The organism is uncultured Amnibacterium sp., from assembly GCF_964250715.1.
Classification (GTDB): Bacteria; Actinomycetota; Actinomycetes; order Actinomycetales; family Microbacteriaceae; genus Amnibacterium.
In genome coordinates this window covers 1-22228 of the sequence record NZ_CAXUGX010000015.1, presented here as the reverse complement: position 1 = coordinate 22228, position 22228 = coordinate 1, and the positions used below count along the sequence as shown (strand labels likewise).

At 72.5% G+C, this 22228-nt stretch carries 19 protein-coding genes and 2 rRNA genes; 3 read left to right on the top strand and 18 right to left on the bottom strand.

Going from position 1 to position 22228, the window contains the following annotated elements:
• The first annotated feature begins 2 nt into the window (after window positions 1–2).
• From ACFE7H_RS12735 to ACFE7H_RS12725, 3 genes are all read left to right on the top strand, one after another.
• Complete coding sequence (locus ACFE7H_RS12735; RefSeq protein WP_375401611.1) at window positions 3–1646, top strand: AMP-binding protein; 1644 nt, start codon at window positions 3–5, stop codon at window positions 1644–1646.
• Window positions 1647–1755: 109 nt separating this feature from the next.
• Window positions 1756–2625, top strand: coding sequence for a Rieske 2Fe-2S domain-containing protein (locus ACFE7H_RS12730; RefSeq protein ID WP_375401610.1), 870 nt, complete (start codon window positions 1756–1758; stop codon window positions 2623–2625).
• A gap of 76 nt (window positions 2626–2701) precedes the next feature.
• A complete protein-coding gene (locus ACFE7H_RS12725) occupies window positions 2702–4615 on the top strand; it encodes a gamma-glutamyltransferase family protein (RefSeq protein WP_375401609.1) in 1914 nt (637 codons plus the stop codon).
• A 272-nt stretch (window positions 4616–4887) separates the two neighbouring features.
• Here the strand turns inward: ACFE7H_RS12725 and der are convergent, their stop codons facing one another.
• From der to ACFE7H_RS12635, 18 genes are all read right to left on the bottom strand, one after another.
• On the bottom strand, window positions 4888–6402 hold the full coding sequence (der, locus tag ACFE7H_RS12720; protein WP_375401640.1) for a ribosome biogenesis GTPase Der: 1515 nt from the start codon (window positions 6400–6402) through the stop codon (window positions 4888–4890).
• Window positions 6403–6422: 20 nt separating this feature from the next.
• Window positions 6423–7115 carry a (d)CMP kinase gene (gene cmk, locus ACFE7H_RS12715; protein WP_375401608.1) on the bottom strand — a complete coding sequence of 231 codons (693 nt, stop codon included), beginning with the start codon at window positions 7113–7115 and terminating at the stop codon, window positions 6423–6425.
• Window positions 7112–8188: a prephenate dehydrogenase gene (locus ACFE7H_RS12710; RefSeq protein WP_375401607.1), complete on the bottom strand. Its 1077-nt coding sequence runs from the start codon at window positions 8186–8188 to the stop codon at window positions 7112–7114. Before ACFE7H_RS12710 ends, cmk begins: the two co-directional genes overlap by 4 nt.
• Window positions 8189–8414: 226 nt before the next feature.
• Complete coding sequence (locus tag ACFE7H_RS12705) at window positions 8415–9206, bottom strand: pseudouridine synthase (RefSeq protein WP_375401606.1); 792 nt, start codon at window positions 9204–9206, stop codon at window positions 8415–8417.
• Window positions 9196–9801 carry an SMC-Scp complex subunit ScpB gene (gene scpB / locus ACFE7H_RS12700; protein ID WP_375401639.1) on the bottom strand — a complete coding sequence of 202 codons (606 nt, stop codon included), beginning with the start codon at window positions 9799–9801 and terminating at the stop codon, window positions 9196–9198. The genes ACFE7H_RS12705 and scpB overlap by 11 nt, the downstream gene beginning before the upstream one ends.
• Before the next feature lie 91 nt (window positions 9802–9892).
• Window positions 9893–10777 carry a segregation and condensation protein A gene (locus ACFE7H_RS12695; RefSeq protein ID WP_375401605.1) on the bottom strand — a complete coding sequence of 295 codons (885 nt, stop codon included), beginning with the start codon at window positions 10775–10777 and terminating at the stop codon, window positions 9893–9895.
• A complete protein-coding gene (locus ACFE7H_RS12690) occupies window positions 10746–11627 on the bottom strand; it encodes a ParA family protein (protein ID WP_375401604.1) in 882 nt (293 codons plus the stop codon). Before ACFE7H_RS12690 ends, ACFE7H_RS12695 begins: the two co-directional genes overlap by 32 nt.
• A 371-nt stretch (window positions 11628–11998) precedes the next feature.
• Complete coding sequence (gene xerD / locus ACFE7H_RS12685) at window positions 11999–12937, bottom strand: site-specific tyrosine recombinase XerD (RefSeq protein ID WP_375401603.1); 939 nt, start codon at window positions 12935–12937, stop codon at window positions 11999–12001.
• A gap of 11 nt (window positions 12938–12948) precedes the next feature.
• The gene (locus tag ACFE7H_RS12680; RefSeq protein ID WP_375401602.1) at window positions 12949–13647 is read right to left on the bottom strand and encodes an NUDIX domain-containing protein; all 699 of its coding nucleotides are present in this window, start codon (window positions 13645–13647) and stop codon (window positions 12949–12951) included.
• The gene (locus ACFE7H_RS12675; RefSeq protein WP_375401601.1) at window positions 13640–15373 is read right to left on the bottom strand and encodes a CTP synthase; all 1734 of its coding nucleotides are present in this window, start codon (window positions 15371–15373) and stop codon (window positions 13640–13642) included. Before ACFE7H_RS12675 ends, ACFE7H_RS12680 begins: the two co-directional genes overlap by 8 nt.
• 120 nt (window positions 15374–15493) lie before the next feature.
• Window positions 15494–17200 carry a DNA repair protein RecN gene (recN, locus tag ACFE7H_RS12670; protein ID WP_375401600.1) on the bottom strand — a complete coding sequence of 569 codons (1707 nt, stop codon included), beginning with the start codon at window positions 17198–17200 and terminating at the stop codon, window positions 15494–15496.
• A 43-nt stretch (window positions 17201–17243) separates the two neighbouring features.
• On the bottom strand, window positions 17244–18188 hold the full coding sequence (locus ACFE7H_RS12665) for an NAD kinase (RefSeq protein ID WP_375401599.1): 945 nt from the start codon (window positions 18186–18188) through the stop codon (window positions 17244–17246).
• Window positions 18185–19000, bottom strand: a complete 816-nt coding sequence (locus tag ACFE7H_RS12660) for a TlyA family RNA methyltransferase (protein ID WP_375401638.1) — start codon at window positions 18998–19000, stop codon at window positions 18185–18187. The genes ACFE7H_RS12665 and ACFE7H_RS12660 overlap by 4 nt, the downstream gene beginning before the upstream one ends.
• A 13-nt stretch (window positions 19001–19013) precedes the next feature.
• Window positions 19014–19148 (bottom strand): hypothetical protein, encoded by a 135-nt coding sequence (locus ACFE7H_RS12655; RefSeq protein ID WP_375401598.1) that lies wholly within the window; start codon window positions 19146–19148, stop codon window positions 19014–19016.
• A gap of 24 nt (window positions 19149–19172) precedes the next feature.
• Complete coding sequence (locus ACFE7H_RS12650) at window positions 19173–20189, bottom strand: HAD-IIA family hydrolase (RefSeq protein ID WP_375401597.1); 1017 nt, start codon at window positions 20187–20189, stop codon at window positions 19173–19175.
• The gene (locus ACFE7H_RS12645) at window positions 20179–21060 is read right to left on the bottom strand and encodes a hypothetical protein (protein WP_375401596.1); all 882 of its coding nucleotides are present in this window, start codon (window positions 21058–21060) and stop codon (window positions 20179–20181) included. The genes ACFE7H_RS12650 and ACFE7H_RS12645 overlap by 11 nt, the downstream gene beginning before the upstream one ends.
• 253 nt (window positions 21061–21313) lie before the next feature.
• Window positions 21314–21430, bottom strand: a 5S ribosomal RNA gene (gene rrf / locus ACFE7H_RS12640).
• 165 nt (window positions 21431–21595) lie between these two features.
• Window positions 21596–22228, bottom strand: a 23S ribosomal RNA gene (locus ACFE7H_RS12635); the annotation flags it as partial.

Here is a 22228-nt window from a genome sequence, read left to right as displayed (position 1 = left end):
CCATGGCGACGAACGACGACGTTCTGACCGCAGAGGGCTTCGCGACGATCTCCGTCGCCTCCCTGCTCGCCGACAGCGCCCGGCGCTGGCCGGACAGCACCGCGCTGATCTGGGCCGGCGGCACGGGGCCCGACGCCCGAGTGAGCTACGCCGACCTGTGGCGGCAGACGCGGGCGGTCGCGGGCGTGCTGCGCAGCCGCGGGGTGGGCCGCGGCGACCGGGTCGCGATCATGGTGCCGAACGTGCCCGACTTCGCCCGCGCCTACTACGCGGTGCTCGCGCTCGGCGCGGTCGCCGTGCCGATCCACCTGCTGTTCAAGCGGGAGGAGATCGAGCACGTGCTGCGCGACAGCGGAGCCAGCCAGTTGATCGTCGCCGCGCCCTCGCTCGGCGAGGCCCTCCCGGCGGCCGGCGCCGTCGGCGTCCCGGCGATCTCGGTGCTGGTGCCCGACGAGCAGCGCGACGCCGTTCCCGTTCCGCGCATGGTGGACCTGACCGCGGCGGGCGACGCCGCCCCCATCGAGCGCATCGAGCCGATGAATCCGCTGGAGCCCGCGACGGTGCTCTACACGAGCGGCACGACGGGGACGCCGAAGGGCGCGGTCAACTCGCACTTCGCGCTCGTGGAGCAGGTGAACGTGGCGCTCATCGACCTGTTCGACCTGGCACACGACGACGTGGTGTTCGGCGGGCTGCCGCTGTTCCACACCTTCGGCCAGACCTGCGTGCTGAACACGACGTTCAGGCGGGGCGGCACGATCGTGCTGCTGCCCAGGTTCGAGCCGGCGGCCGCCCTGGCGGCGATGGTCGAGCACGGCGCAACCGTGTTCACCGCCGTACCGACCATGTATGTCGGACTGATGGCCGCAGCCCGCGCGGGAGCTGCGCTGCCCGCGCTGCACTACGGCGTCTCCGGCGGCGCGCCGCTGCCACTCGCGCTGCTGGAGGCGTTTCAGGCGACCTTCGACGCGACCGTGTACGAGGGTTACGGCCTGACCGAGACCTCGCCGATCGTCTCCTTCAACCGCGTGGGCGAACCGATCCACCCCGGCACGGTCGGACGGCCGATCTGGGGCGTGGAGGTGGTCATCGCCGACGCGAATGTGGACGACCGCATCCAGCCGCTGGCCGTCGGTCAGCTGGGCGAGATCTGCGTGCGCGGCCACGACCTGTTCATGGGCTACCTGGGCAACCCGTCGGCCACGGCGCAGGCGGTGGTGGAGGGCTGGTTCCGCACCGGTGACCTCGGCACCATTGACGACGACGACCTGGTCACGATCGTCGACCGCAAGAAGGACATGATCGTGCGCAACGGGTACAACGTGTATCCGACCGAGGTGGAGGGCGTGCTCGTCCGCCACCCCGCCGTGCTGACCGCCGCCGTGTACGGCGTGCCGCACGACGTGCACGGGCAGGAGATCGAAGCGGCCGTCGTGCTGGTCGACGGCGAGACGGCGACGCCGGACGAACTGATCGCCTTCGTGGGCGAGCGCATCGCCGCCTACAAGTACCCCCGCGTCGTGCACCTGGTCGACTCGTTCCCGCTCGGGCCGTCCGGCAAAGTACTGAAGCGCGTGCTCAGTGCTGAGTCGGTCGAGCGGGCGCAGTCAGGCGAACGGGCGCAGTCGATCATCTCTGCGCGCTGAGTCTGCGGCTCGGCCGTGCATCCGCCGAGTCTCAGCCCGGGGATTCGCCGCGCCGGTGCCCGGTGCCGTGAGGTGAGCACATGCATCCGTCGACACCACCTGTCCTGCCATGAGGGAACTGCCGTTCGCCAAGGCGGTCGCCGCACTTGAGAACGCCACCCTGCTCGATCCCGTGGTGAAGGTCGTTGCGGCCGTGGTGAACGGGGTCGTACGCCCGCAGGCGCTGCGCGATGTGCTGCACGGCGTACCGATCGGCCACGCGCTGCATCCGATCCAGGTGCAGGTGCCGGTCGGCGCGTGGACCTGCGCGACGATCCTCGACCTGATGCCCGGCCAGAAGAAGGGCGCCCGCACCCTGGTCGGCATCGGCGTGCTGGGCGCCTCGACCGCAGTGATCAGCGGATACACCGACTGGTCGCAGCTGCACCCGCAGCAGCAGCGGGTCGGCATCGTGCACGCGTGGCTGAACGCTGCCGCGGTCGGACTGTACGCGGTGTCGTACCTGCAGCGCCGGGCCGGCGGCAGCGGCAAGGCGCTCGGGTTCGCGGGCTTCGCCGCCGTGTCGGCATCCGGCTACCTGGGCGGCCACATGGCCTATCGGCAGGCAGCCGGCGCCAACCACGCGGAGGACGTGCCGCACCTGTTCCCCGAGGGCTGGCAGGCACTCGCCCCGCTCGACACGATTCCGGAGGGCATCCCCACGCACCACCTCGTCAGCGAGGTGCCGCTGCTCGCGGTGCGCCGCGGCACGCGGGTGGACGTGCTCGCGAACGCCTGCAGCCACCTCGCCGGCCCGCTCGATCAGGGCGAATTGACCGACGTCAAGGGCGAGGCGTGCATCACCTGCCCGTGGCACAGCAGCGTGTACTCGCTCGCGACCGGCCAGGTCGTGCACGGTCCGTCGACGGCGCCGCAGCCCAAGTTCGAGACCCGCGTGGTCAGCGGCCTGGTCGAGGTGATGCTGCCCGGCGCAGGCTGATCCCGCGCCCGGTACCCTGCGGTGCCGGCGCCGGGGGGATGCCGCGCCTCGCGACCGAACTGCGGAAGGAACGCCGTTGAGCTTCACGCCTCCGCCCGCCTTCACCACGCGACCCGACCTCGCCGGCACATTCGGCATGGTCGCCTCCACCCACTGGTTGGCCACCGCGAGCGCCCAGGCCGTGCTGGAACGCGGCGGCAACGCGTTCGATGCCGCGGTCGCGGGCGCGTTCGTGCTGCACGTCGTCGAACCGCACCTGAACGGGCCGGGCGGCGACATGACCGCGGTGTTCGCGACGGCTGCGGAGCCAGCCAACCCGCTCGTACTGATGGGGCAGGGTCCCGCGCCGACCGGAGCGACGCCCGAGCACTACCGGGCCGAGGGGCTGGATCTCGTCCCCGGCGCCGGGGCGCTGGCGGCGGCGGTGCCCGGTGCCGTCGACGCCTGGCTGCTGCTGCTCGCCGATCACGGCAGCTGGGAACTGAGCGAGACGCTCGCGTTCGCGATCGGGTATGCGCGCGAGGGGCATCCGCTGAGCGCCGGGGTGGCGCGCACGATCACTCAAGTCGTGCACCTGTTCCGCGACTACTGGCCCACCTCCGCCGAGCGCTGGCTGCCCGGCGGCGACGTACCGACCGCGGGCCAGGTGGTCCGCAACCCGGCCTGGGCCGCGGTGCTCGATCGCCTGGTGACGGCCGGGACCGCGCTCGACGCCCCAGCGGACGAGACGGGCCGGCGCGCCCGCATCCAGGCGGCGCGCACCGAGTGGGCCGAGGGCTTCGTCGCGCAGCAGATCGATGCGTTCGTGCGCACGCCGCACCGGCACGCCTCCGGCACCGACCATGCCGGGGTGATCCGCGCCGCCGACCTGGCGGCGTTCCGCGCGAGTACCGAGCCGGCGACGACCGCGACGTTCCGCGGCCACCTGATCGCGAAGACTGGCCCGTGGGGGCAGGGGCCTGCGCTGCTGCAGGTGCTGACGATGCTCGATCCGCTCGACGACGCCCTGCTCGACCCCTCCACCGCGGAGGGCGCGCACACGATAATCGAGGCGATGAAGCTGGCGCTCGCGGACCGGGAGGCGTACTACGGCGACGGCGGCGGTGACGGTGACATCGATGTGCCCCTGCCGGTGCTGCTGTCGGCGGACTACGCAGCCGCCCGCCGCACGCTGATCGGCGAGCAGGCCTCTGCGAAGGTGCGGCCGGGCGATGCCGGCGTGCCGCCGCATGCCATGCCGCCGCTGCGAACCTCGTTCCGGCTGGAGGGCGAGCGGATGCACGGCACCGGCGAACCGACGGTCGGCTCCTTCGCCGGGGCGGAGCCGCAGGTCGGGCCGACCGGGGAGGTGGTCGATGTCGCTCGCGGCGAGGTGGCCGATGTCACGCCGTCGGGTACGACGCGCGGCGACACCTGCCACATCGACGTCGTCGACCGGGACGGCAACATGATCTCGGCGACCCCCTCCGGCGGCTGGCTGCAGTCCTCCCCCACGATCCCCGCCCTGGGCTTCTGCCTGGGCACCCGCCTGCAGATGACCTGGCTGGAGGAGGGGACCGCGTCGACGCTGCGGCCGGGCGCGCGGCCCCGCACGACGCTGACGCCGACGCTCGTGCTGCGCGACGGCCGGCCCGTGGCGGCGCTCGGCTCCCCCGGCGGCGACCAGCAGGACCAGTGGCAGCTGCTGTACCTGCTGCGCACGATCGTCGGCGGCTGGTCGCCGCAGCAGGCGATCGATGCTCCCGCGTTCCACACGACCTCGTTCCCGTCCTCGTTCTGGCCCCGCATCTGGGAGCCGGCGGGCGTCGTGGTGGAGGACCGGCTCGGCGACGACGTGATCGAGGCGCTCGCGGCACGCGGCCACCGGGTGACGCGCGCAGGCGATTGGGCGCTCGGCCGCCTCTGCTCCGTCACCCGGGACCCGGTGACCGGCGTGCTCGGGGCCGCCGCGAACCCGCGAGGAGCGCAGGGCTACGCCGCCGGCCGCTGAGTCGGCGGCACGCCCTCCCGGTGTCCAGGTGCGGGACTCATGGACAGGCGCGCGGCTGTCCTGAGGCACGCCATCACAGACGCGCGGCGACACAGGTTCGTCATCTGGACGCACGTGCGGGAGCGACGCTCCCGGCGGAGCTCGTTGGTTCAGGAGCGACGCTCCCGGCGGAGCTCGTTGGTTCGGGAGCGGCGCTCCCGGCTGTGCTCGTTGGTTCGGGAGCGACGCTCCCGGCGGTACTAACTCGTGCGGGAGCGACGCTCCCGGCGGTACTAACTCGTGCGGGAGCGTCGCTCCCGCACGCGCATATTGACGACGATGGGGGTACCCGCGAAGCCGTAGACCTCGCGCAGGCGGCGCTGCACGAAGCGGCGGTACTGGGGGTCGAGGAAGCCCGTCGTGAAGAGCACGAACGTCGGCGGCCGGCTGGAGGCCTGGGTTCCGAACAGGATGCGCGGCTGCTTGCCGCCCCGCACCGGATGCGGATTGGCCGCCGTCAGTTCGCTCAAGAACGCGTTGAACCGGCCGGTCGGGATGCGGGTGTCCCAACCCTTCAGGGCCGCGTCGAGTGCAGGGACCACGCGATCGAGGTGGCGGCCGGTCAGCGCTGACAGGTTGACGCGCGGCGCCCAGGCGACGTGTGCCAGGTCCTGCTCGATCTCCCGGTCCAGGTAGCGCCGGCGGTCCTCGTCGAGCAGGTCCCACTTGTTGTAGGCGAGCACCAGCGCGCGGCCCGACTCCAGCACCAGGTCGATGATGCGCAGGTCCTGGTCGCTGATCGGCACGGTGACGTCGATCAGCACGATCGCCACTTCGGCCTTCTCGAGCGCCGTGGTCGTGCGGAGGGAGGCGTAGAAGTCCGCGCCCTGGCTCAGGTGCACGCGCCGCCGGATGCCCGCGGTGTCCACGAAGCGCCAGGTGCGGCCGCCCAGCTCGATCTGCTCGTCCACAGGATCGCGCGTCGTGCCGGCGACATCGGCGACCACGACGCGGGTCGTGCCGGCCGCTCGGTTCAGCAGGCTGGACTTGCCGACGTTCGGCCGGCCGAGCAGCGCTACGCGGCGCGGGCCTCCCGCCTGGGGTGCGGCGACGCCGGACTCCGCCGGCAGGATGCGCATCGCCTCGTCCAGCAGATCGGCCACGCCGCGGCCGTGGATCGCGGACACGGGCCACGGCTCCCCGAGGCCCAGGCTCCACAGCTCGGCCGCGAGCGGCTCCAGGCGGGCGTCGTCCACCTTGTTCGCGACCAGGCGCACCGGCTTGCGGCCCTGCCGCAGCATCCGGACGACCGCCTCGTCCGTCGCGGTCGGCCCGACGGTGGCGTCGACGACGAACAGCACGGCGTCGGCCAGGTCGATCGCGACTTCGGCCTGCGACGCCACGGCGGCATCCAGCCCGGAGGCGTCGGGCTCCCAACCGCCGGTGTCGACCAACGTGAAGTCGCGGCCCTCCCACTCGCCCCGGTACGAGACCCGGTCCCGCGTCACACCGGGCACGTCTTCGACGACCGCCTCGCGGCGGCCGAGGATGCGGTTCACCAGCGCCGACTTGCCGACGTTCGGGCGCCCGACGACCGCGAGCACCGGCGGTGCGACGCCCGCCGCGACGCGCTGCTCCAGCTCGCCGGTCGCCTCCAGCAGCAGCCGGTCCTCGTCGTCGAGGCCGTAGTCCTCCAGGCTCGCCCTCAGGGTGGCGGCCCGCTGCTCGGCGAGCTCGTCGTCGATCGCGCTCAGGTGCTCGGCCAGGGCGGCAGCGTCGAGGTCGCCGTCGTCGGGCTGCGGAGGCACGGCGTCGCCGGAGACGTCGCTCACGAGCGACTCCGCACGAGGGCGACCAGCGCGGCGACGGTGCCGTCGAAGTCCAGATCCGTCGAGTCCAGTGTCGTGACCCCGTCGGCGGCGGTCAAGAAGTCGACCACGCGGGCATCCTTCGCATCCCGTTCCGCGATCGAGCGCGCGACCGCGCCGTGGTCCTCGTCGGGCAGCTCGCTCGCGCGCCGCGTCGCCCGCACCTCGGGCGCCGCGGTCAGCAGCACCCGCACGTCCGCGTCGGGCGCGACGACCGTGGTGATGTCGCGGCCCTCCACCACGATGCCGGTCGCGGCGGCGCTGATCCGGTCGCGGAATCGGGCGGTCAGGTGCGCGCGTACCGCGGGCACCTTCGCGACGGTGCTGACCGCGGCGGTGATGCGGGAGGAGCGGATCTCGTCCGTCACGTCGGCGTCGCCGACGCGCACCCAGCGCTCCTCAGGCACCGTGGCGGTGCGGTAGACGAACCCCGGCAGGAAGGCGCTCAACGCCTTCGCGGCGCTGTCGTCGCCGGCGTCGACGGCGGGCAGGTCGATGTCCGCCTGCAGCGCGCCCCAGGCCAGGGCACGATAGGCCGCACCGGTGTCGAGCAGGTCGTACCCGAGCTCGGCGGCCGCCGCGCGGCTGACACTGGACTTGCCGCTGCCGGCCGGACCGTCGACCGCGACGACCACCGGACCCGCGCCGCTCATCCGGCCACCCGCCAGCCGAGTCGCGTCAAATCGTCGACCAGCGGCGAGGCCGCCTCGGGCGCCACCTGCACCTCGACGATGCCGATCGGTGCGCCGGGTGAGTGCTCCAACCGCAGGTCCTCCAGATTCACGCCGAGATCGCCGATCTCGGTCAGCAGGCGGGCCAGCTGGCCCGGGGTGTCGTCGATCAGCACCGTCAGCCCGGTCAGCTTCAGGTCCACGCCGTGCTTGCCGGGAATGCGCGCGACGCCCGAGTTGCCGGCGGCCAGCGCATCGGCGAGCGCACGCGGCGAGCCGGCGGCGTCCGGCGCATCCAGAGCCTGCAGCACCGCGTCCAGGTCGTCGCGCAGATCGGTGAGCACGGGCGCGACGTGCGCGGCATTGGCGCGCAGGATCTGCACCCACATCGCGGGCTCGCTGCCGGCGATCCGCGTCACGTCGCGCATGCCCTGGCCGACCAGGCCCACCGTCTCGTACGACGCGTCGATCAGCCGGGCGGCCAGCAGGCTGGCCACCAGCTGCGGCGCGTGCGACACCACGGCGACCGCCGCATCGTGCCGGTCGGCGGCGAGATGCACGGGAACGGCCCCGAGATCGAGAGCGAGCGCCTCCACCACCTCGGCCGCGCCGGCCCGCCCGTCGGCGTGCGCGCTCAGCACCCACGGACGGCCGACGAACAGGTCGGCGCGGGCCGCGATCGGTCCGCTGCGCTCGCGGCCGGCCATCGGATGGGAGCCGATGTAGCGGGCCGTGTCCGTCTCCGTGGCGGCCAGCTCGTCGAGGATCGGACCCTTCACACTGGCGACGTCGGTGACGAGCGCCCGCGGGTGCGCCGCCAGCTCGGCGGCGACGACAGCGGCGGTGCGGTCGGGCGGCACCGCGACGACCACCAGCGCCACGTCGTCGTCCGCGCGCGCATGGCGCCCCGCGCCGTAGTCGAAGGCCAGCGCGAGCGCCGACGGCGACGCGTCGTCCAGCACCACGTCGACGCCCTGCGGAGTCAAGCCGAGCCCGACGGAGGTGCCGAGCAGGCCGGTCCCCACGATCCGCACGGTGCCCGTGGTGCGTGCCATCGCTGCGCGCTCCTTGCGGACTCGGATTCGACCGACTCCGGTGATGTCGGGGCGGCGCGTACTCGCGCGAAGGCCCGGTCCATGGTACCGGCGGCGGCGCGTCTCCCGCGCTCGGCAGCACCCGCCCCGCTCCTTCGCGCGGTACTTGTGCCCTCCGCGCGGTAGGTACACCTCCCGCGCAGAGGCGCACCTACCGCGCGAAGGGTTCCCGGCGCGCGAGATGTGCCTACTCGCCCTCGCGGCGCGCGAGATGTGCCTCTTCGCCCTCGCGGCGCGCGAGGGTCAAGACGCTGCCCAGCTCCTTCGGGGTCAGGTCGCGCATCGCGCCGGTGCCGAGGGGGCCCAGGTTCAGGGGGCCGAACCGGCGGCGCACCAGCTCGCGCACCGGGTGGCCCACCGCATCGAACATCCGCCGCACCACCCGGTTGCGGCCTGAGTGCAGCGTCACCTCGACCAGGGTCGCGCCCGGGCGGCTGCCGGTCACCCGAACCCGGTCGACCGCGATCACGCCGTCCGCCAGCTCGACGCCGGAGCGCAACGTCGCGAGCGCCGACGCCGCGAGCCGCCCGCCGACCAGCGCCACATACGTCTTCTCCACGCCGAACGACGGATGCGCCAGCACATGCGCCAGCTCGCCGTCGTTCGTCAGCAGCAGCAGCCCGGAGGTGTCGGAGTCGAGGCGTCCGACGTTGAACAGCCGCTCCTCGTACCGGTCCGTGAACCGGGTCAGGTCGGGCCGGCCCTGCTCATCGCGCAAGGTGCTGACGATCCCCGTCGGCTTGTTCAGCATCACGTAGCGGCGGGTCGGGTCCAGCTGCACGGCCGAGCCGTCGACCGTCACCCGGTCGGCGACCGGATCGATGCGGCGGCCGAGCTCGGTGACGACGTGGCCGTTCACCGTGACGCGGCCCGCGCCGATCAACTCCTCGGACACCCGCCGGGACGCGACGCCGGCCGCCGCCATGACCTTCTGTAGGCGCACCCCTTCAGCGCTCGCCTGCCCCGCCTCAGCCGACACGGTCGGCCAGCTCGTGCACGTCCTCGAGCATCGGCGCGATCGGCGGCAGCTCGGCCAGCGAGCCGAGCCCGAGCGCCACCAGCAGCTCGTCGGTCGTCCCGTACAGCGCGGCGCCGGTCTCCGGAACTCGGCCCGTCACCTGGATCAGCCCGCGGGCGACCAAGGTGCGCACGACCGCATCGACGGAGACCGCGCGGATCGAGGCGATCTGGCCGCGGGTGACGGGCTGGCGGTAGGCGACCACGGCCAGGGTCTCGAGCGCGGCCTGGCTGAGCCGGGCGGTCGACTCCTCCGTCAGCACCTCGCGCACCAGGTCGGCGTGCTCGGCGCGCACCCCGAGCCGCCAGCCGGTCACCACCTCACGCAGCTCGTAGCCGCGCCGCACGCCGCCGGCGAGCCCGTCGTAGTCGTCCCGCAGGCGTTCGATCGCGTGACGGACGACCGCGACCGGACGGTCGACCGCCGCGGCGAGCGCGGCCAGCGGCATCGGCCCGTCCGCGACCATCAGCACGGCCTCCAGCCGCGCGTCGAGCTCCCGCAGGTGCGGTGCGACGGGAACGGAGGGCGCCGGCCGTTCGGGTACCGGCTGATCCAGGACCGGCTGATCCCGGAGGGTCGCAGGGCGCGGCTCCCGAGCAGCGTCGATCCCGATGCCGGCGAGCAGCAGGGCGACGGGTTCGCGGGACTCAGTGCTGGCCATCCCAGTCCCTTCCGAGCGCGTCGAGCAGGTCGTCGCGCCAATTCTCCGCGCTCCAGCGCACCAGCAGCGACCCGAGCGGCTCCAACTGCTCGAACAGCACCGCGCCGGCCCGGTACAGCTCGAGCACGGCCAGGAAGCGGGCGACGACGATCCCCGGCACGGGGCGGTCGCCGAGCAGTTCGGTGAACGACAGCGTCCGCCCGCCGCGCAGCATCGCCGCCACGGTCGCCGCCTGCTCGCGCAGGCTCACCCGGTCGTCGTGCAGGTGACCGAGGTCGACCGCCGGCACGGGCACCGGAGTCAGCACCCGCTCGGCGAGCTGGGCGAACGCCGCCAGCGTCGTCGTCCAGTCGAGCGCCGGGGCGGGACCGGCAGGCACCTCGTCGGCGCGGGACGCGACGGGGATGCGGTGCGCCTCCGCCGCCAGGGTCTCCTCCAGCCATGACGCGGCCTGCTTGAACGCCCGGTACTGCAGCAGCCGCGCGAACAGCAGGTCGCGCGCCTCCAGCACCGCGGCGTCCTCCGCGTCGACCAGTTCGCCCTGCGGCAGCAGACCGGCCAGCTTCATGTCCAGCAGAGTCGCGCCGATCACGAGGAATCCGCTGGTGCGGTCCAGGTCGTCGTCGGCGAGGCCGTGCAGCGAGGTGAGGAACTCGTCGGTGACGACCGACAGGGCGATCTCGGTGATGTCCAGCTCGTGCTTGGCGATCAGCGCCAGCAGCAGGTCGAACGGCCCGTCGAAGTCGCCGACCCGCACCCGGAAGCCGCCCGGCGCCGCGCCGGCCGACTCCGCATCGGCCGATTCTGCGTCGGGCGACCCGGCGCCGGCGGACGCCAGATCAGGCGATCGCACCGCGCGCGATGAGTTCACGAGCGAGCGTGCGATACGCCAACGCCGCTCGGTGCTCCGGAGCGAACTGGATGATCGGCAGCCCGGCGACGGAGGAGTCGGGGAACTTGATCGTGCGGCCGATCACCGTCTCCAGCACCTCGTCCTCGAACGCCTCGACGACCCGGTCCAGCACCTCCCGCGAGTGCAGCGTGCGAGAGTCGAACATCGTCGCGACGATGCCGTCCAGCTCGATCGACGGGTTCAGGCGATCCCGCACCTTGTCGATCGTCTCCACCAGCAGGGCGACGCCGCGCAGAGCGAAGTACTCGCATTCCAGCGGGATGATCACGCCGTGGCTCGCGGTCAGCGCGTTCACCGTCAGCAGGCCGAGAGAGGGCTGGCAGTCGATCAGCACCACGTCGTACTGATCGCTGACGCGCCGCAGCACCCGGGCGAGGGTGTGCTCACGTGCCACCTCGTTGACCAGGTGCACCTCGGCGGCGGACAGGTCGATGTTGGCCGGGATGATGTCGAGCCCGGGGATGGTCGTCTGCTGGATCGCAACAGCCGGGTCGCGCTCCGATCCCAGCAGCAGCTCGTAGATCGTGCAGGCGTCCTGCGTCTCCGCCCCCAGGTTCGCGGACAGGGCGCCCTGAGGATCGAAGTCGATCACCAGCACGCGCCGGCCGTACTCGGCGAGCGACGCCCCCAGGTTCACGGTCGTCGTGGTTTTGCCGACGCCGCCCTTCTGGTTGCAGAGCGCGATGATGCGCGCCGGACCGTGGCCGCGCAGCACCGGCGGCTCGGGGAATTCGTGCAGCGGCCGGCCGGTGGGCCCGAGCGGCGCGTCGTCGACCGTGGGCAGTTCGAGAGCGTGGGTGTGCGTCATCACGACGTCCTTCGGAGGCGATTCGGAACTCGTTTCCAGACGCTATGGCGACCTGGTCGAAGCGGCCGGGTGGCGCGCCGCGGGCGGCGGAGTGGGGGGCGTCGGGCTGCGCGGAGTGCGGCGGCGGAGGCTCGCCGGCTGTCCCGACAGCAGGTCCACGTCCCGACAGCAGGTTGCTGGTCGACCAACGGCCTGCGATAGGGACCCTGTCCTGCTGAAGTGCTGAAGTGCTGACGTCGCGGGGGTCGGGTCGCGGGCTCAGATCGCGGGCTCAGGACGTACCCGAGGGCCGGGACGGCCCTCGGCGCTGGCGTCGCGGCGAAGGCCAGAATCCCCGGCCCGGAAGGGGCCGTGGGCCCAGGCCTTCGCTCCTAGCTCCAGCGCGCACGCGGGTGCGCGCTCGTATACATGTCGCGGAGGGAGTCGGCCGTCACCAGCGTGTACAGCTGCGTCGTCGCCACGGAGGCGTGGCCCAGCAGCTCCTGCACCACGCGCACGTCCGCGCCACCCTGCAGCAGGTGCGTCGCGAAGCTGTGGCGGAACGTGTGCGGCGAGATGTGCGCCGCCAGGTTCGCGCGCTCCGCAGCCGCCTGGATCACGAGCCACGCGCTCTGCCGCGAGAGTCGGCCGCCGCGGGCGCCGAGGAACAGCGCCGGGGTGGCGGTGCCGCGGACCGCGAAGACCGGACGCACGCGGACCAGGTAGTCCTGCACCGCGGAGACCGCGTAGCCGCCGACCGGGACCATCCGCTGCTTGCCGCCCTTGCCCAGCACGCGCACCATCTCGCCGATCGTCGCGCCGTCGCCGTTCCCGTCCCCGCCGATCGCCACGTCGTCGACGTCGAGGCCCACCGCCTCGCTCACGCGGGTCCCGGTGGCGTACAGCACCTCCAGCAGCGCCTTGTCACGGATGCGCGCGGGCTCGTCGCCGTCCGTCGCGGCCAGCAGGCGGGCCATCTCGTCGATCGTGATCGCCTTCGGCAGACGCATCGGCTGCTTGGGCGGATCCACCTCGGCCGCCACGTCCTCGGGCACCGCGCCGTCCTCCGCCAGGAACCGGTGCAGGCCCCGCACCGTCGACAGCATCCGGGCGGTCGACGATGCGGCGGCACCGGAGTCGCGGCGCAGTCCGGCGACGAAGCCCGTCACGTGCGGGGTGCGGACCGCGCCGATCTCGTCCACGCCGGCGGCGCGCAGGTGCTCGGCGTAGCGGCCCAGGTCGGCCCGGTACGCGGTGAGCGTGTTGTCGGCCAGGCCGCGCTCCACCGCGACGTGCCGCAGGTAGCGGGAGACCGCGGTGTCGACCTTCACGGGCGACAGCCTCAGGCGTCGCGCGGCACTGCCCACGGCGGCTCGCCGAGCCGCGGATGGCGCACCCACGGCTCGGTCCCGGCGCCGAGCGACGACCAGCCCCGCGCCCGCGCGGCGGCGGCGGCCAGCGCGCCGACGACCAGGGACGGGCTCTGCACGCGGCGGGCGAGCACCGCGGCCACGACCTCGTCGAGCGGCGCCCACGCCACCTCGATGTCCGCCTCCTCGTCATGCCGTTCGAACGCCGGCAGGGCGGAGAGGCCGCGGGCCAGGTAGACGCGGATCGTCTCGCTGCTGCCGCCCGGCGAATTGAGGAACTCGGCCAGCACCGACCAGTCGGTCGCCGCCAGGTCGGCCTCCTCGCCCAGCTCGCGCTGCGCGGCGGTCAGGGGCGGCTCACCCGCCATGTCCAGCAGGCCGGCGGGGATCTCCCAGTCCCGCTGCCGCACGGGATGGCGGTACTGGCGGATCAGCAGCATCCGGTCGTCGTCGTCGAGCGCCAGGATCGCCACCGCACCCGGGTGATCCACCACCTCGCGGATGATCGTGCCGTCGCCGTAGGTGAACGCCTCCCGCACCACGTCCCAGACCCGGCCGTGATGCAGCACCGTCCGCTCCGTGATCGGGTGGTGCTCCGGCACGTCCACGAGGTCCGGCGATGCGGCGTGGCGCCCAGATCCCGCCGTGCCCGACTCCGATACCTCAGACATCCGCGACGACCTGCTCGCCCTCCAGGGCCGCCGCCTCGTCGTCGAACAGCCGACTGGCCCGCTGCCGCTCCAGCGCCGCGGCGACCAGCCCTCGGAACAGCGGATGCGCCCGCGTCGGCCGCGACCGCAGCTCGGGATGGGCCTGCGTGCCGATGTAGTAGGGATGCACGCTGCGCGGCAGCTCCACGAACTCGACCAGCTTGTGGTCCGGCGAGGTGCCGGAGAAGACCAGCCCGGCGGCGGTCAGGCGGTCGCGGTAGTGGTTGCTCACCTCGTAGCGGTGCCGGTGCCGCTCGCTGACCTCAGCCCGCCCGTACACCTCGCGCGCCAGCGACCCCTCCGCCAGATCCGCGCGATAGAGGCCGAGGCGCATCGTGCCGCCCAGGTCGCCGCCGGAGAGGATCGCCACCTGCTCCGCCATCGTCGCGATCACCGGGTGCGTGGTGTCGGGATCGAACTCCGTCGACGACGCGTCCGCCATGCCGGCGACGTGCCGCGCGTACTCGATCACCATGCACTGCAGGCCGAGGCACAGCCCGAGCACCGGGATGCCGTTCTCGCGCGCGAAGCGCAACGCGCCGAGCTTGCCCTCGATGCCGCGCACGCCGAACCCGCCGGGGATGCAGATGCCGTCCACGTCGGCGAGCTGCCGCGCGGCCCCCTCCACCGTCTCGCAGTCGTCGCTGACGACCCACTGCACCGTCACCCGCGTGGCGTTGGCGAACCCGCCCGCGCGCAGCGCCTCGGTGACGGACAGGTAGGCGTCGGGCAGGTCCACGTATTTGCCGACGAGCGCGATCGTCACGGCGTGCCGCGGCTCGTGCACGGCCTGCAGCACGCCGGCCCAGCGACCCCAGACGACCTCGCCGGCGACCAGCCCGAGCGCGTCGGTGATCGTCACGTCCAACCGCTGCTGGTGCAGCATCTGCGGGATGTCGTAGATGCTGAATGCATCGGTGGCGTTCACCACCGCGTCCTCGTCCACGTCGCACATCAGCGCGATCTTGCGCTTGTTCGCCTCCGACACCGGCCGGTCGCTGCGCAGCACCAGCGCGTCGGGCTGGATGCCGATGGAGCGCAGAGCGGCGACGGAGTGCTGGGTCGGCTTGGACTTCTGCTCGCCTGCGGTATTCAGGTACGGCACCAGCGACACATGGACGAAGAAGACGTTGCGGCGCCCCAGCTCGTGGCGCACCTGCCGCGCGGCCTCCAGGAACGGCTGGCTCTCGATGTCGCCGACCGTGCCGCCGATCTCGGTGATGATCACGTCCGGCTGCGGATCGTCGGATGCCTGCAGGCGCATGCGTCGGCGGATCTCGTCGGTGATGTGCGGGATCACCTGCACGGTGTCGCCCAGGTACTCGCCCCGCCGCTCCTTGGCGATCACCTGCGAATAGATCTGCCCGGTCGTCACGTTCGCGGCTTCACTCAGGTCGATGTCCAGGAACCGCTCGTAGTGGCCGATGTCCAGGTCGGTCTCGGCGCCGTCGTCGGTGACGAACACCTCGCCGTGCTGGAACGGGTTCATGGTGCCCGGATCCACGTTCAGGTACGGGTCCAGCTTCTGCATGACCACCCGCAACCCGCGCGCGGTCAGCAGATTGCCCAGACTCGCGGCGGTCAGGCCCTTGCCCAGGGAGGAGACCACACCCCCCGTGACGAAGACGTGCTTCGTCGTCCTGCCGTTCACACCCGTGCTGCCCGTGCCCGCCCCTGCATCCACCACGGAGTTCGATCCTATGGCAGGCGGACCGACGGGACCGGCGGATCAGCGGCAGCGGAGGTGGAGGTGGAGGTGGAGGTGGAGGTGGAGGTGGAGGTGGAGGTGGAGGTGGAGGCAGGGCGATCACGCGGTGCCGGCGAGGGCGAGCAGTTCGCGGGCGTGGGCGAGCGCGGTCTCGCTCGATTCCAGCCCGGAGAGCAGCCGGGCCATCTCGGCGACGCGGGCCGCCCCCTGCAGCCGCGCGACGGTGGAGGCGGTCACCTCGCCGTCCGGGTTCTTCGTGACCCGCAGGTGGTTCGTCGCGAAGGCGGCGACCTGGGCCAGATGGGTGACGACGATGACCTGGCTGGTGTCGGCCAGCCGGGCCAGCCGCTTGCCCACCTCGATCGCCGCCGCTCCGCCGATGCCGGCGTCCACCTCGTCGAACACGAACGTGGGTACCGGATCGGTGCCGGCCAGCACCACCTCCAGCGCCAGCATCACGCGCGAGAGCTCGCCGCCGGATGCGCCCCGGGCGACGGGCCGCGGCTCGGCTCCCGGATAGGCCTGCAGCAGCAGCTGCACCGTGTCGCGGCCGGTCGACCCGGGCTCCTCGCGGCTGGCGACGTCGACCATCAACTGTGCACTGCCCATCGCCAGGTCGGCCAGCTCGGCGGTGACGGCGCTCGCGAGTCGTTCCGCCGCTGCGGAACGGGCGGCCGACAACTCGGCGGCGAGTTCGCCGACCAGTCGCTCGTCCTCGGCGTCCGACGCGGCCAGCGCGTCGATGCGCTCGGAGTCGGAGTCGAGCTCCAACAGCCGGTCGCCGCCCGCGCTGGCGAAGTCGAGTACCTCGGTCAGGCTCGGGCCGTACTTGCGGGCGAGCACCGCCAACTCGTTGATGCGCTGCTGCGTGAACGCGAGCTGGCCCGGCGCGTCCGGGTCGAGTCCGTCCAGGTAGCCGGCCAGGTCCGCCGCGGCATCGACGGCGAGTGCCGCAACGGTCGTCAGCTGCTCGGCGAGGGCGGCAAGCGCCGGGTCGAGGGGTGCGGCGCGCTCCACGGCCCGCCGCGCGGCGTCCAGCAGTCCGAGCGCGTCCGGGGCACCGCCCACGTCGTCGGAGCTGAGCGCCTCGTGGGCGAACGCCGCCGCCAGCCGCAGCTCGTCCTGGTTGCCGAGCCGCTCCGCGGCGGCGGCGAGGGCCACGTCCTCCTCGGGCTGCGGTGCCACGCCCTCGATCTCGGCGAGCGCGGCGCGCAGCTCGTCCGCCTCGCGGGTGCGCGCATCGCGCTCCGCGACGACGGCGGCGAGCTGCTCGCGATTGGCCCGCCAGCGGTGGTACGCGTGGGTGTACCGCTCGAAGACAGCAGCGACGGCGCCGCCTGCGAACCGGTCGAGCATCTCGCGCTGCGTCGCCGGCGACTTCAGGCGCAGCTGTTCGGACTGGCCGTGCACCGCCACCAGGCGACCGGCCAGCTCGGCCAGCACACCGACCGGCACGCTCCGGCCGCCGACGGTGACCCGGTTGCGGCCCTCCGCAGACACCGACCGGCTTACGAGCAGCTCGGCGGCGGCGTCGCCGACCGGCTCCAACTCGCCGCCGGCCTGCTCCACCCGGGTGGCCACGTCGCCCGCGACCGGGACCAGCCAGCGCCCCTCCGCGACCGCCGATCCGGTTCGGCCCCGCACCATCGACGAGTCGGCGCGACCCCCGAGCAGCAGCGACAGCGCAGTGATCACCATCGTCTTGCCGGCGCCGGTCTCGCCCGTCAGCGCGGTGAAGCCGGCCCCGAGCGGCAACTCCGCGGACTCGATCACGCCGATGCCGCGGATGCCGATCGACTCGATCACAGTCGCCGCCCGCGACGCTCCCGGCGCATCGCGAATGACGCCATCACGAGTCGGCGGGGCCGCGCCAGCCGGCGACCGGCAGATCGAACTTCTGCACGAGGCGGTCGGTGAAGCGGCCGGTGTGCAGGCGGGCCAGGCGAACCGGCACCTCGGACGCGCGCACCTCCACCCGGGCGCCCGCGGCCAAGGGCACCGTGCGCCTGCCGTCGCACCAGAGCACCCCGGTCGCGGCGGTGCGGCGCAGCACCTCGACGGCCAGCACGGACTCCGGCGGTACGACGAGCGGCCGGGCGAACAGGGCGTGCGCCGACAGCGGAACGCAGAGCATCGCCCGCAGGTTCGGCCAGACCACCGGTCCGCCGGCGCTGAAGCCGTAGGCGGTCGACCCCGTCGGGGTGGAGACGACGACGCCGTCGCAGCCGAAGGACGACAGCGGCCGGGAGTCGACCTCGATCACGACCTCCAGCATGCGCTCCCGGCTGGCCTTCTCCACGGTCGCCTCGTTCAGGGCCCAGTCGCGGTGGACCACCTCGCGGCCCTGCAGCACCTGCACGTCGAGCGTCATGCGCTCCTCGACGTCCCATTCGGCGGCGATCACACGGCGGATGCTGTCGGTCAGGTCCTCCCGCTCGCTCTCGGCGAGGAACCCGACGTGGCCCAGGTTCACCCCGAGGATCGGTGCGCCGGTACCGCGGGCCATCTCGGCCGCTCGCAGGATCGTTCCGTCGCCGCCCAGCACGACGACCAGCTCCAGATCGCCGAGCGACACATCCGTCCCCAGCACCGCGATCCCGGACAGCGGTCCACGGGCTCGCTCCAGGTCGGTGCGCTCCTGCACGGTGAGTGCGGGCGTGATGCCGCCGGCGCGCAGCAGGTCGAGCACGCCGAGCGCGGCGTCGATGGAGTCGTCCCGACCGGTGTGCGCGACGACCGCGACGTAGCGGGTCCGCTCATCCGGGGCGGGGGCGGTGCTGGCGGCTTCGGTCACCGGCTCCTCCGTCGTGTCGGCGCCGTCAGATCCGTCAGGCGCGTCGCCCATTCTGTCGGATGCGTGCCGGAGGGTCCCGAGAGCCGGACGAGCACCTCGCGGTTGCCGGATTCGCCGGCGATCGGCGACTCGATCAAACCCGCCGTCCCGAGGCCCAGCCGCCACGCGTCGGTCAGCACATCCTCGACGGCGGATCGGCGAAGCCCCGGGTCGCGCACCACGCCGCCGCCAATGCGCGGCCGGCCCACCTCGAACTGCGGCTTGACGAGCAGCACCAGGTCGGCGGTCGGCGCCGCCACGGCGGCGAGCGCCGGCAGCACCTGCCGCAGGGAGATGAAGGACAGATCGGCGACGACCACTCCGGGCGCGCCGGATTCGCCGGTCGCCGCGAGCAGACCCGCGGAGTCGAGGAAGCGCACGTTCATGCCCTCCACGGCGATCACCCGCTCGTCGCCGGCGATGCGGGGATCCAGCTGACCGTGGCCCACATCGATCGCCAGCACCCGTCGCGCTCCCCGGGCGAGCAGCACCTGCGTGAAGCCCCCGGTGCTCGCTCCGGCGTCCAGGGCGAGCCGGCCGGCCACGGGCAGATCGAAGGCCGTCAGCGCAGCATCCAGCTTCAGCGCGGCCCTGCTCACCCATCCGTCGTCCTGCACGTCCAGCGCCGCCGCCGCCGAGACCGGCTGCGCGGGCCGCAGCACCACGACCCCGTCCACGCGCACGGCGCCGTCACGGATCAGGCGGGCAGCCACGGTGCGGGATCGGACGAGGCCCCGGTACAGCAGCTCGGCGTCGAGCCGCCGGGTCGTCAGAACGCCGCCACCGTCAGGAAGTCGCCGGCGGTTCGAGCCGCTCCACCAGGCGGTCGACCAGCTCGCGGTAGCGTGCGGCGCGCTCCTCCAGCGGCGCCTGCTCGGTCTCGCTCAGTGCGGCACTGATCTGTTGTTCGTCGCTCGCCATGACGACCATCACCGTACCGGCGGGTCAGCGGGCCGCGACGGAGCGCACGGGCAGGGAGCGCACCGCGTCGGGGATGCGCAGCGCGTAGGCGCCGACGCCCGCCGACCACACCGCGGCGCAGCAGGCGCGCAGCACATCGACGGGATCCCCGTCGCGCACCACCTGCAGGTCCTGGCCCTGCACCCGCGCCACCGCCCGACCGACGTGCGCGCCGTCCCGCTTCATCCGCACCTCCGGGTACGGCTGCAGCAGACCGGCCAGATCGCGCAGGATGTAGTCCGGTCGGGCCTGCTCGCCGGCGGCGAGCAGGGGCAGCACGCCGTCGACCCCGGTCAGCACCATCGCGGAGGGCATGCCCGCAGCGACGGCGCCCGCGATGTCTGTGTCGATCCGGTCGCCGACGAACAGCGGACGCTTCGCGCCGAAGCGGGCGACGGCCGCGTCGAAGATCGGCCGCTGCGGCTTGCCCGCCACCAGGGGCAACCGCCCGACCGCGGAGTGCACGGCGGAGACGAGCGTGCCGTTCCCGGGGGCGATCCCGCGGTCGACCGGGATCGTCCAGTCGGTGTTCGTCGCGACCCACAACCGGTCGGGGTCGGCGAGCGCGAAGGAGGCTTCCGCCAGGTCCTTCCAGCCGACCTCCGGCGCGAAGCCCTGCGCGACCGCGTCGGGGGCGTCGTCCGCGGAGTCGACGACCGTGAATCCGGCCTCGCGCACCACGGTCGTCAGCCCGTCCCCGCCGATCACCAGCACCCGGGCACCTGGACTCAGGTGCTCGGCGAGCAGCACGACGGCGGCCTGCGGCGAGGTGACGACCTGGTCGTCGGTCACCATCAGCCCGAATCCCCGCAACTGGTCGGCGACCACGTCGGGCCGCCGCGAGGCGTTGTTCGTGATGTAGCCGACCGTGACACCCCGTTCGCGCACGGCCGCCAGGGTGTCGACCGCGTTCGGCACCGCCGACCTGCCCACGTAGACCACGCCGTCCAGGTCGAGCAGCAGGACATCGGTGTCGCCGAGGGGAATCCGGTCAGCCTTCATTCGCGCGATCCTGCTCAGTCGCGGGTGCGGCCTCGGAGCCGGGTTCGGGGTCGGGCTCGGGCGGAAGCTCCTCCACTGTCACGTCGACGGAGTCCTGCTCGTCGCCGAGCGAATCGAGCAGCTCGCCGGCTCGGGTCGCCCGCTGGGCGAATGCTGCAGCCTCGCCGGCGTGACCGAGGTCCTCGTGGACCGCCGCGTAGGCGAAGTAGAGCTCGGGCGACCAGGGGTAGAGCCGCGCATCGTCCCGGGGAGCGCGATCCAGCTCGTCGAGGGCCGCCGCGGGGTCGCCCAAGTCCAGGCGGGCTCCGGACATCGCGATGGACAGAGAGACCTGCGCGGCGACGGGCAGGACCGCCCGGTCGACGGTCCGGCCGAGTTCCAGTGCCCGCTCCGGACGCCCCATCCCGCGTTCGCTGTCGACCATCAGGCCGATCTGGTCGTCGGATCCCGAGATTCGGCGAAAGGTGCGCAGCTCCCGTAGTGCGAGGGCGAAGTCCCCCACGGCGTACGCCGTGATCGCAACGCTCTCCCGCACGATGGCGATGCGGCCGGCTCGACGGCCGGCAGCCAATGCGTGCCGGTGGGCCAGCTGCACGTCGGAGTCGATCAGGCGGGACGCCATCACCAGGTGGCGGGCGACCTCGTCGGCGTTCTCCTTGGACAGGGTCTTCAACTCTGCCCGCGCGGAGCGATCCAGCTCGTTCGGCTTCAGGTCGTCGGGCAGGGCCGGCTCGTCGGCCCGCTCGGCGTTCCGAGGGCGCTCCGCGTCGGGACGTTGGCCGGCGCGACGGTCCGGACCTCCACGCCGGTCGGCGAACGCGCTGTCACGCGGTCCCCCGGCATGCCGGCGGGTGTCGCGCGGCGCCGGCACCCGATCACCAGGCGCACGCCGGACGGGAGCACTGCCGCGGTGGCGGCCGCCACCGTCCGGAACACCTGGCCGGTCGGCCCGCTGCGGCCTGGAATGCCGTGCTCCGGCCGGTCGGTCGTCCCGGCGGCGCCGAGGCTCTTCGTCGGGCTCGCGATCCTCAGCCACGCATCTCCTTCGGCGAATCCAACGACACCACCCCTTAACGACAGCGAGGCCACCCGGAAATCCGGCTGGCCTCGTGTCGTGAAAAGAAGTCCGGCGGTGTCCTACTCTCCCACGGGGTCCCCCCCGCAGTACCATCGGCGCTGAGAGTCTTAGCTTCCGGGTTCGGAATGTGACCGGGCGTTTCCCTCTCGCTATGGCCGCCGAAACACTATGGATGTCTCGGGTCCCGTTCGTGAGAACCCTCCGTGACCGAAGAGCTCCCATAAGCGGGATGCCGGTTCCCGTACATCGGGAACCACAAAGTGGACGCGAGCAACAGTCTTCATACTGCTGTCCAAACTGCCTGCTGACGAATCAACAGAGAGGTTGGGTAATCAAGTCATCGGCTTATTAGTACCGGTCAGCTCCACAGGTCTTTCGTCCCTGCTTCCACATCCGGCCTATCAACCCAGTCGTCTACTGGGAGCCTCTCTCCAAAAGGAACGGAAGTCTCATCTCGAAGACGGCTTCCCGCTTAGATGCTTTCAGCGGTTATCCGGTCCGAACGTAGCCAATCAGCGGTGCTCCTGGCGGAACAACTGACACACCAGAGGTTCGTCCATCCCGGTCCTCTCGTACTAGGGATAGATCTTCTCAAACTTCCAACGCGCGCAGCGGATAGGGACCGAACTGTCTCACGACGTTCTAAACCCAGCTCGCGTACCGCTTTAATGGGCGAACAGCCCAACCCTTGGGACCTACTCCAGCCCCAGGATGCGACGAGCCGACATCGAGGTGCCAAACCATGCCGTCGATATGGACTCTTGGGCAAGATCAGCCTGTTATCCCCGGGGTACCTTTTATCCGTTGAGCGACACCGCTTCCACACGCAACTGCCGGATCACTAGTCCCGACTTTCGTCCCTGCTCGACCTGTCAGTCTCACAGTCAAGCTCCCTTGTGCACTTACACTCGACACCTGATTGCCAACCAGGTTGAGGGAACCTTTGGGCGCCTCCGTTACT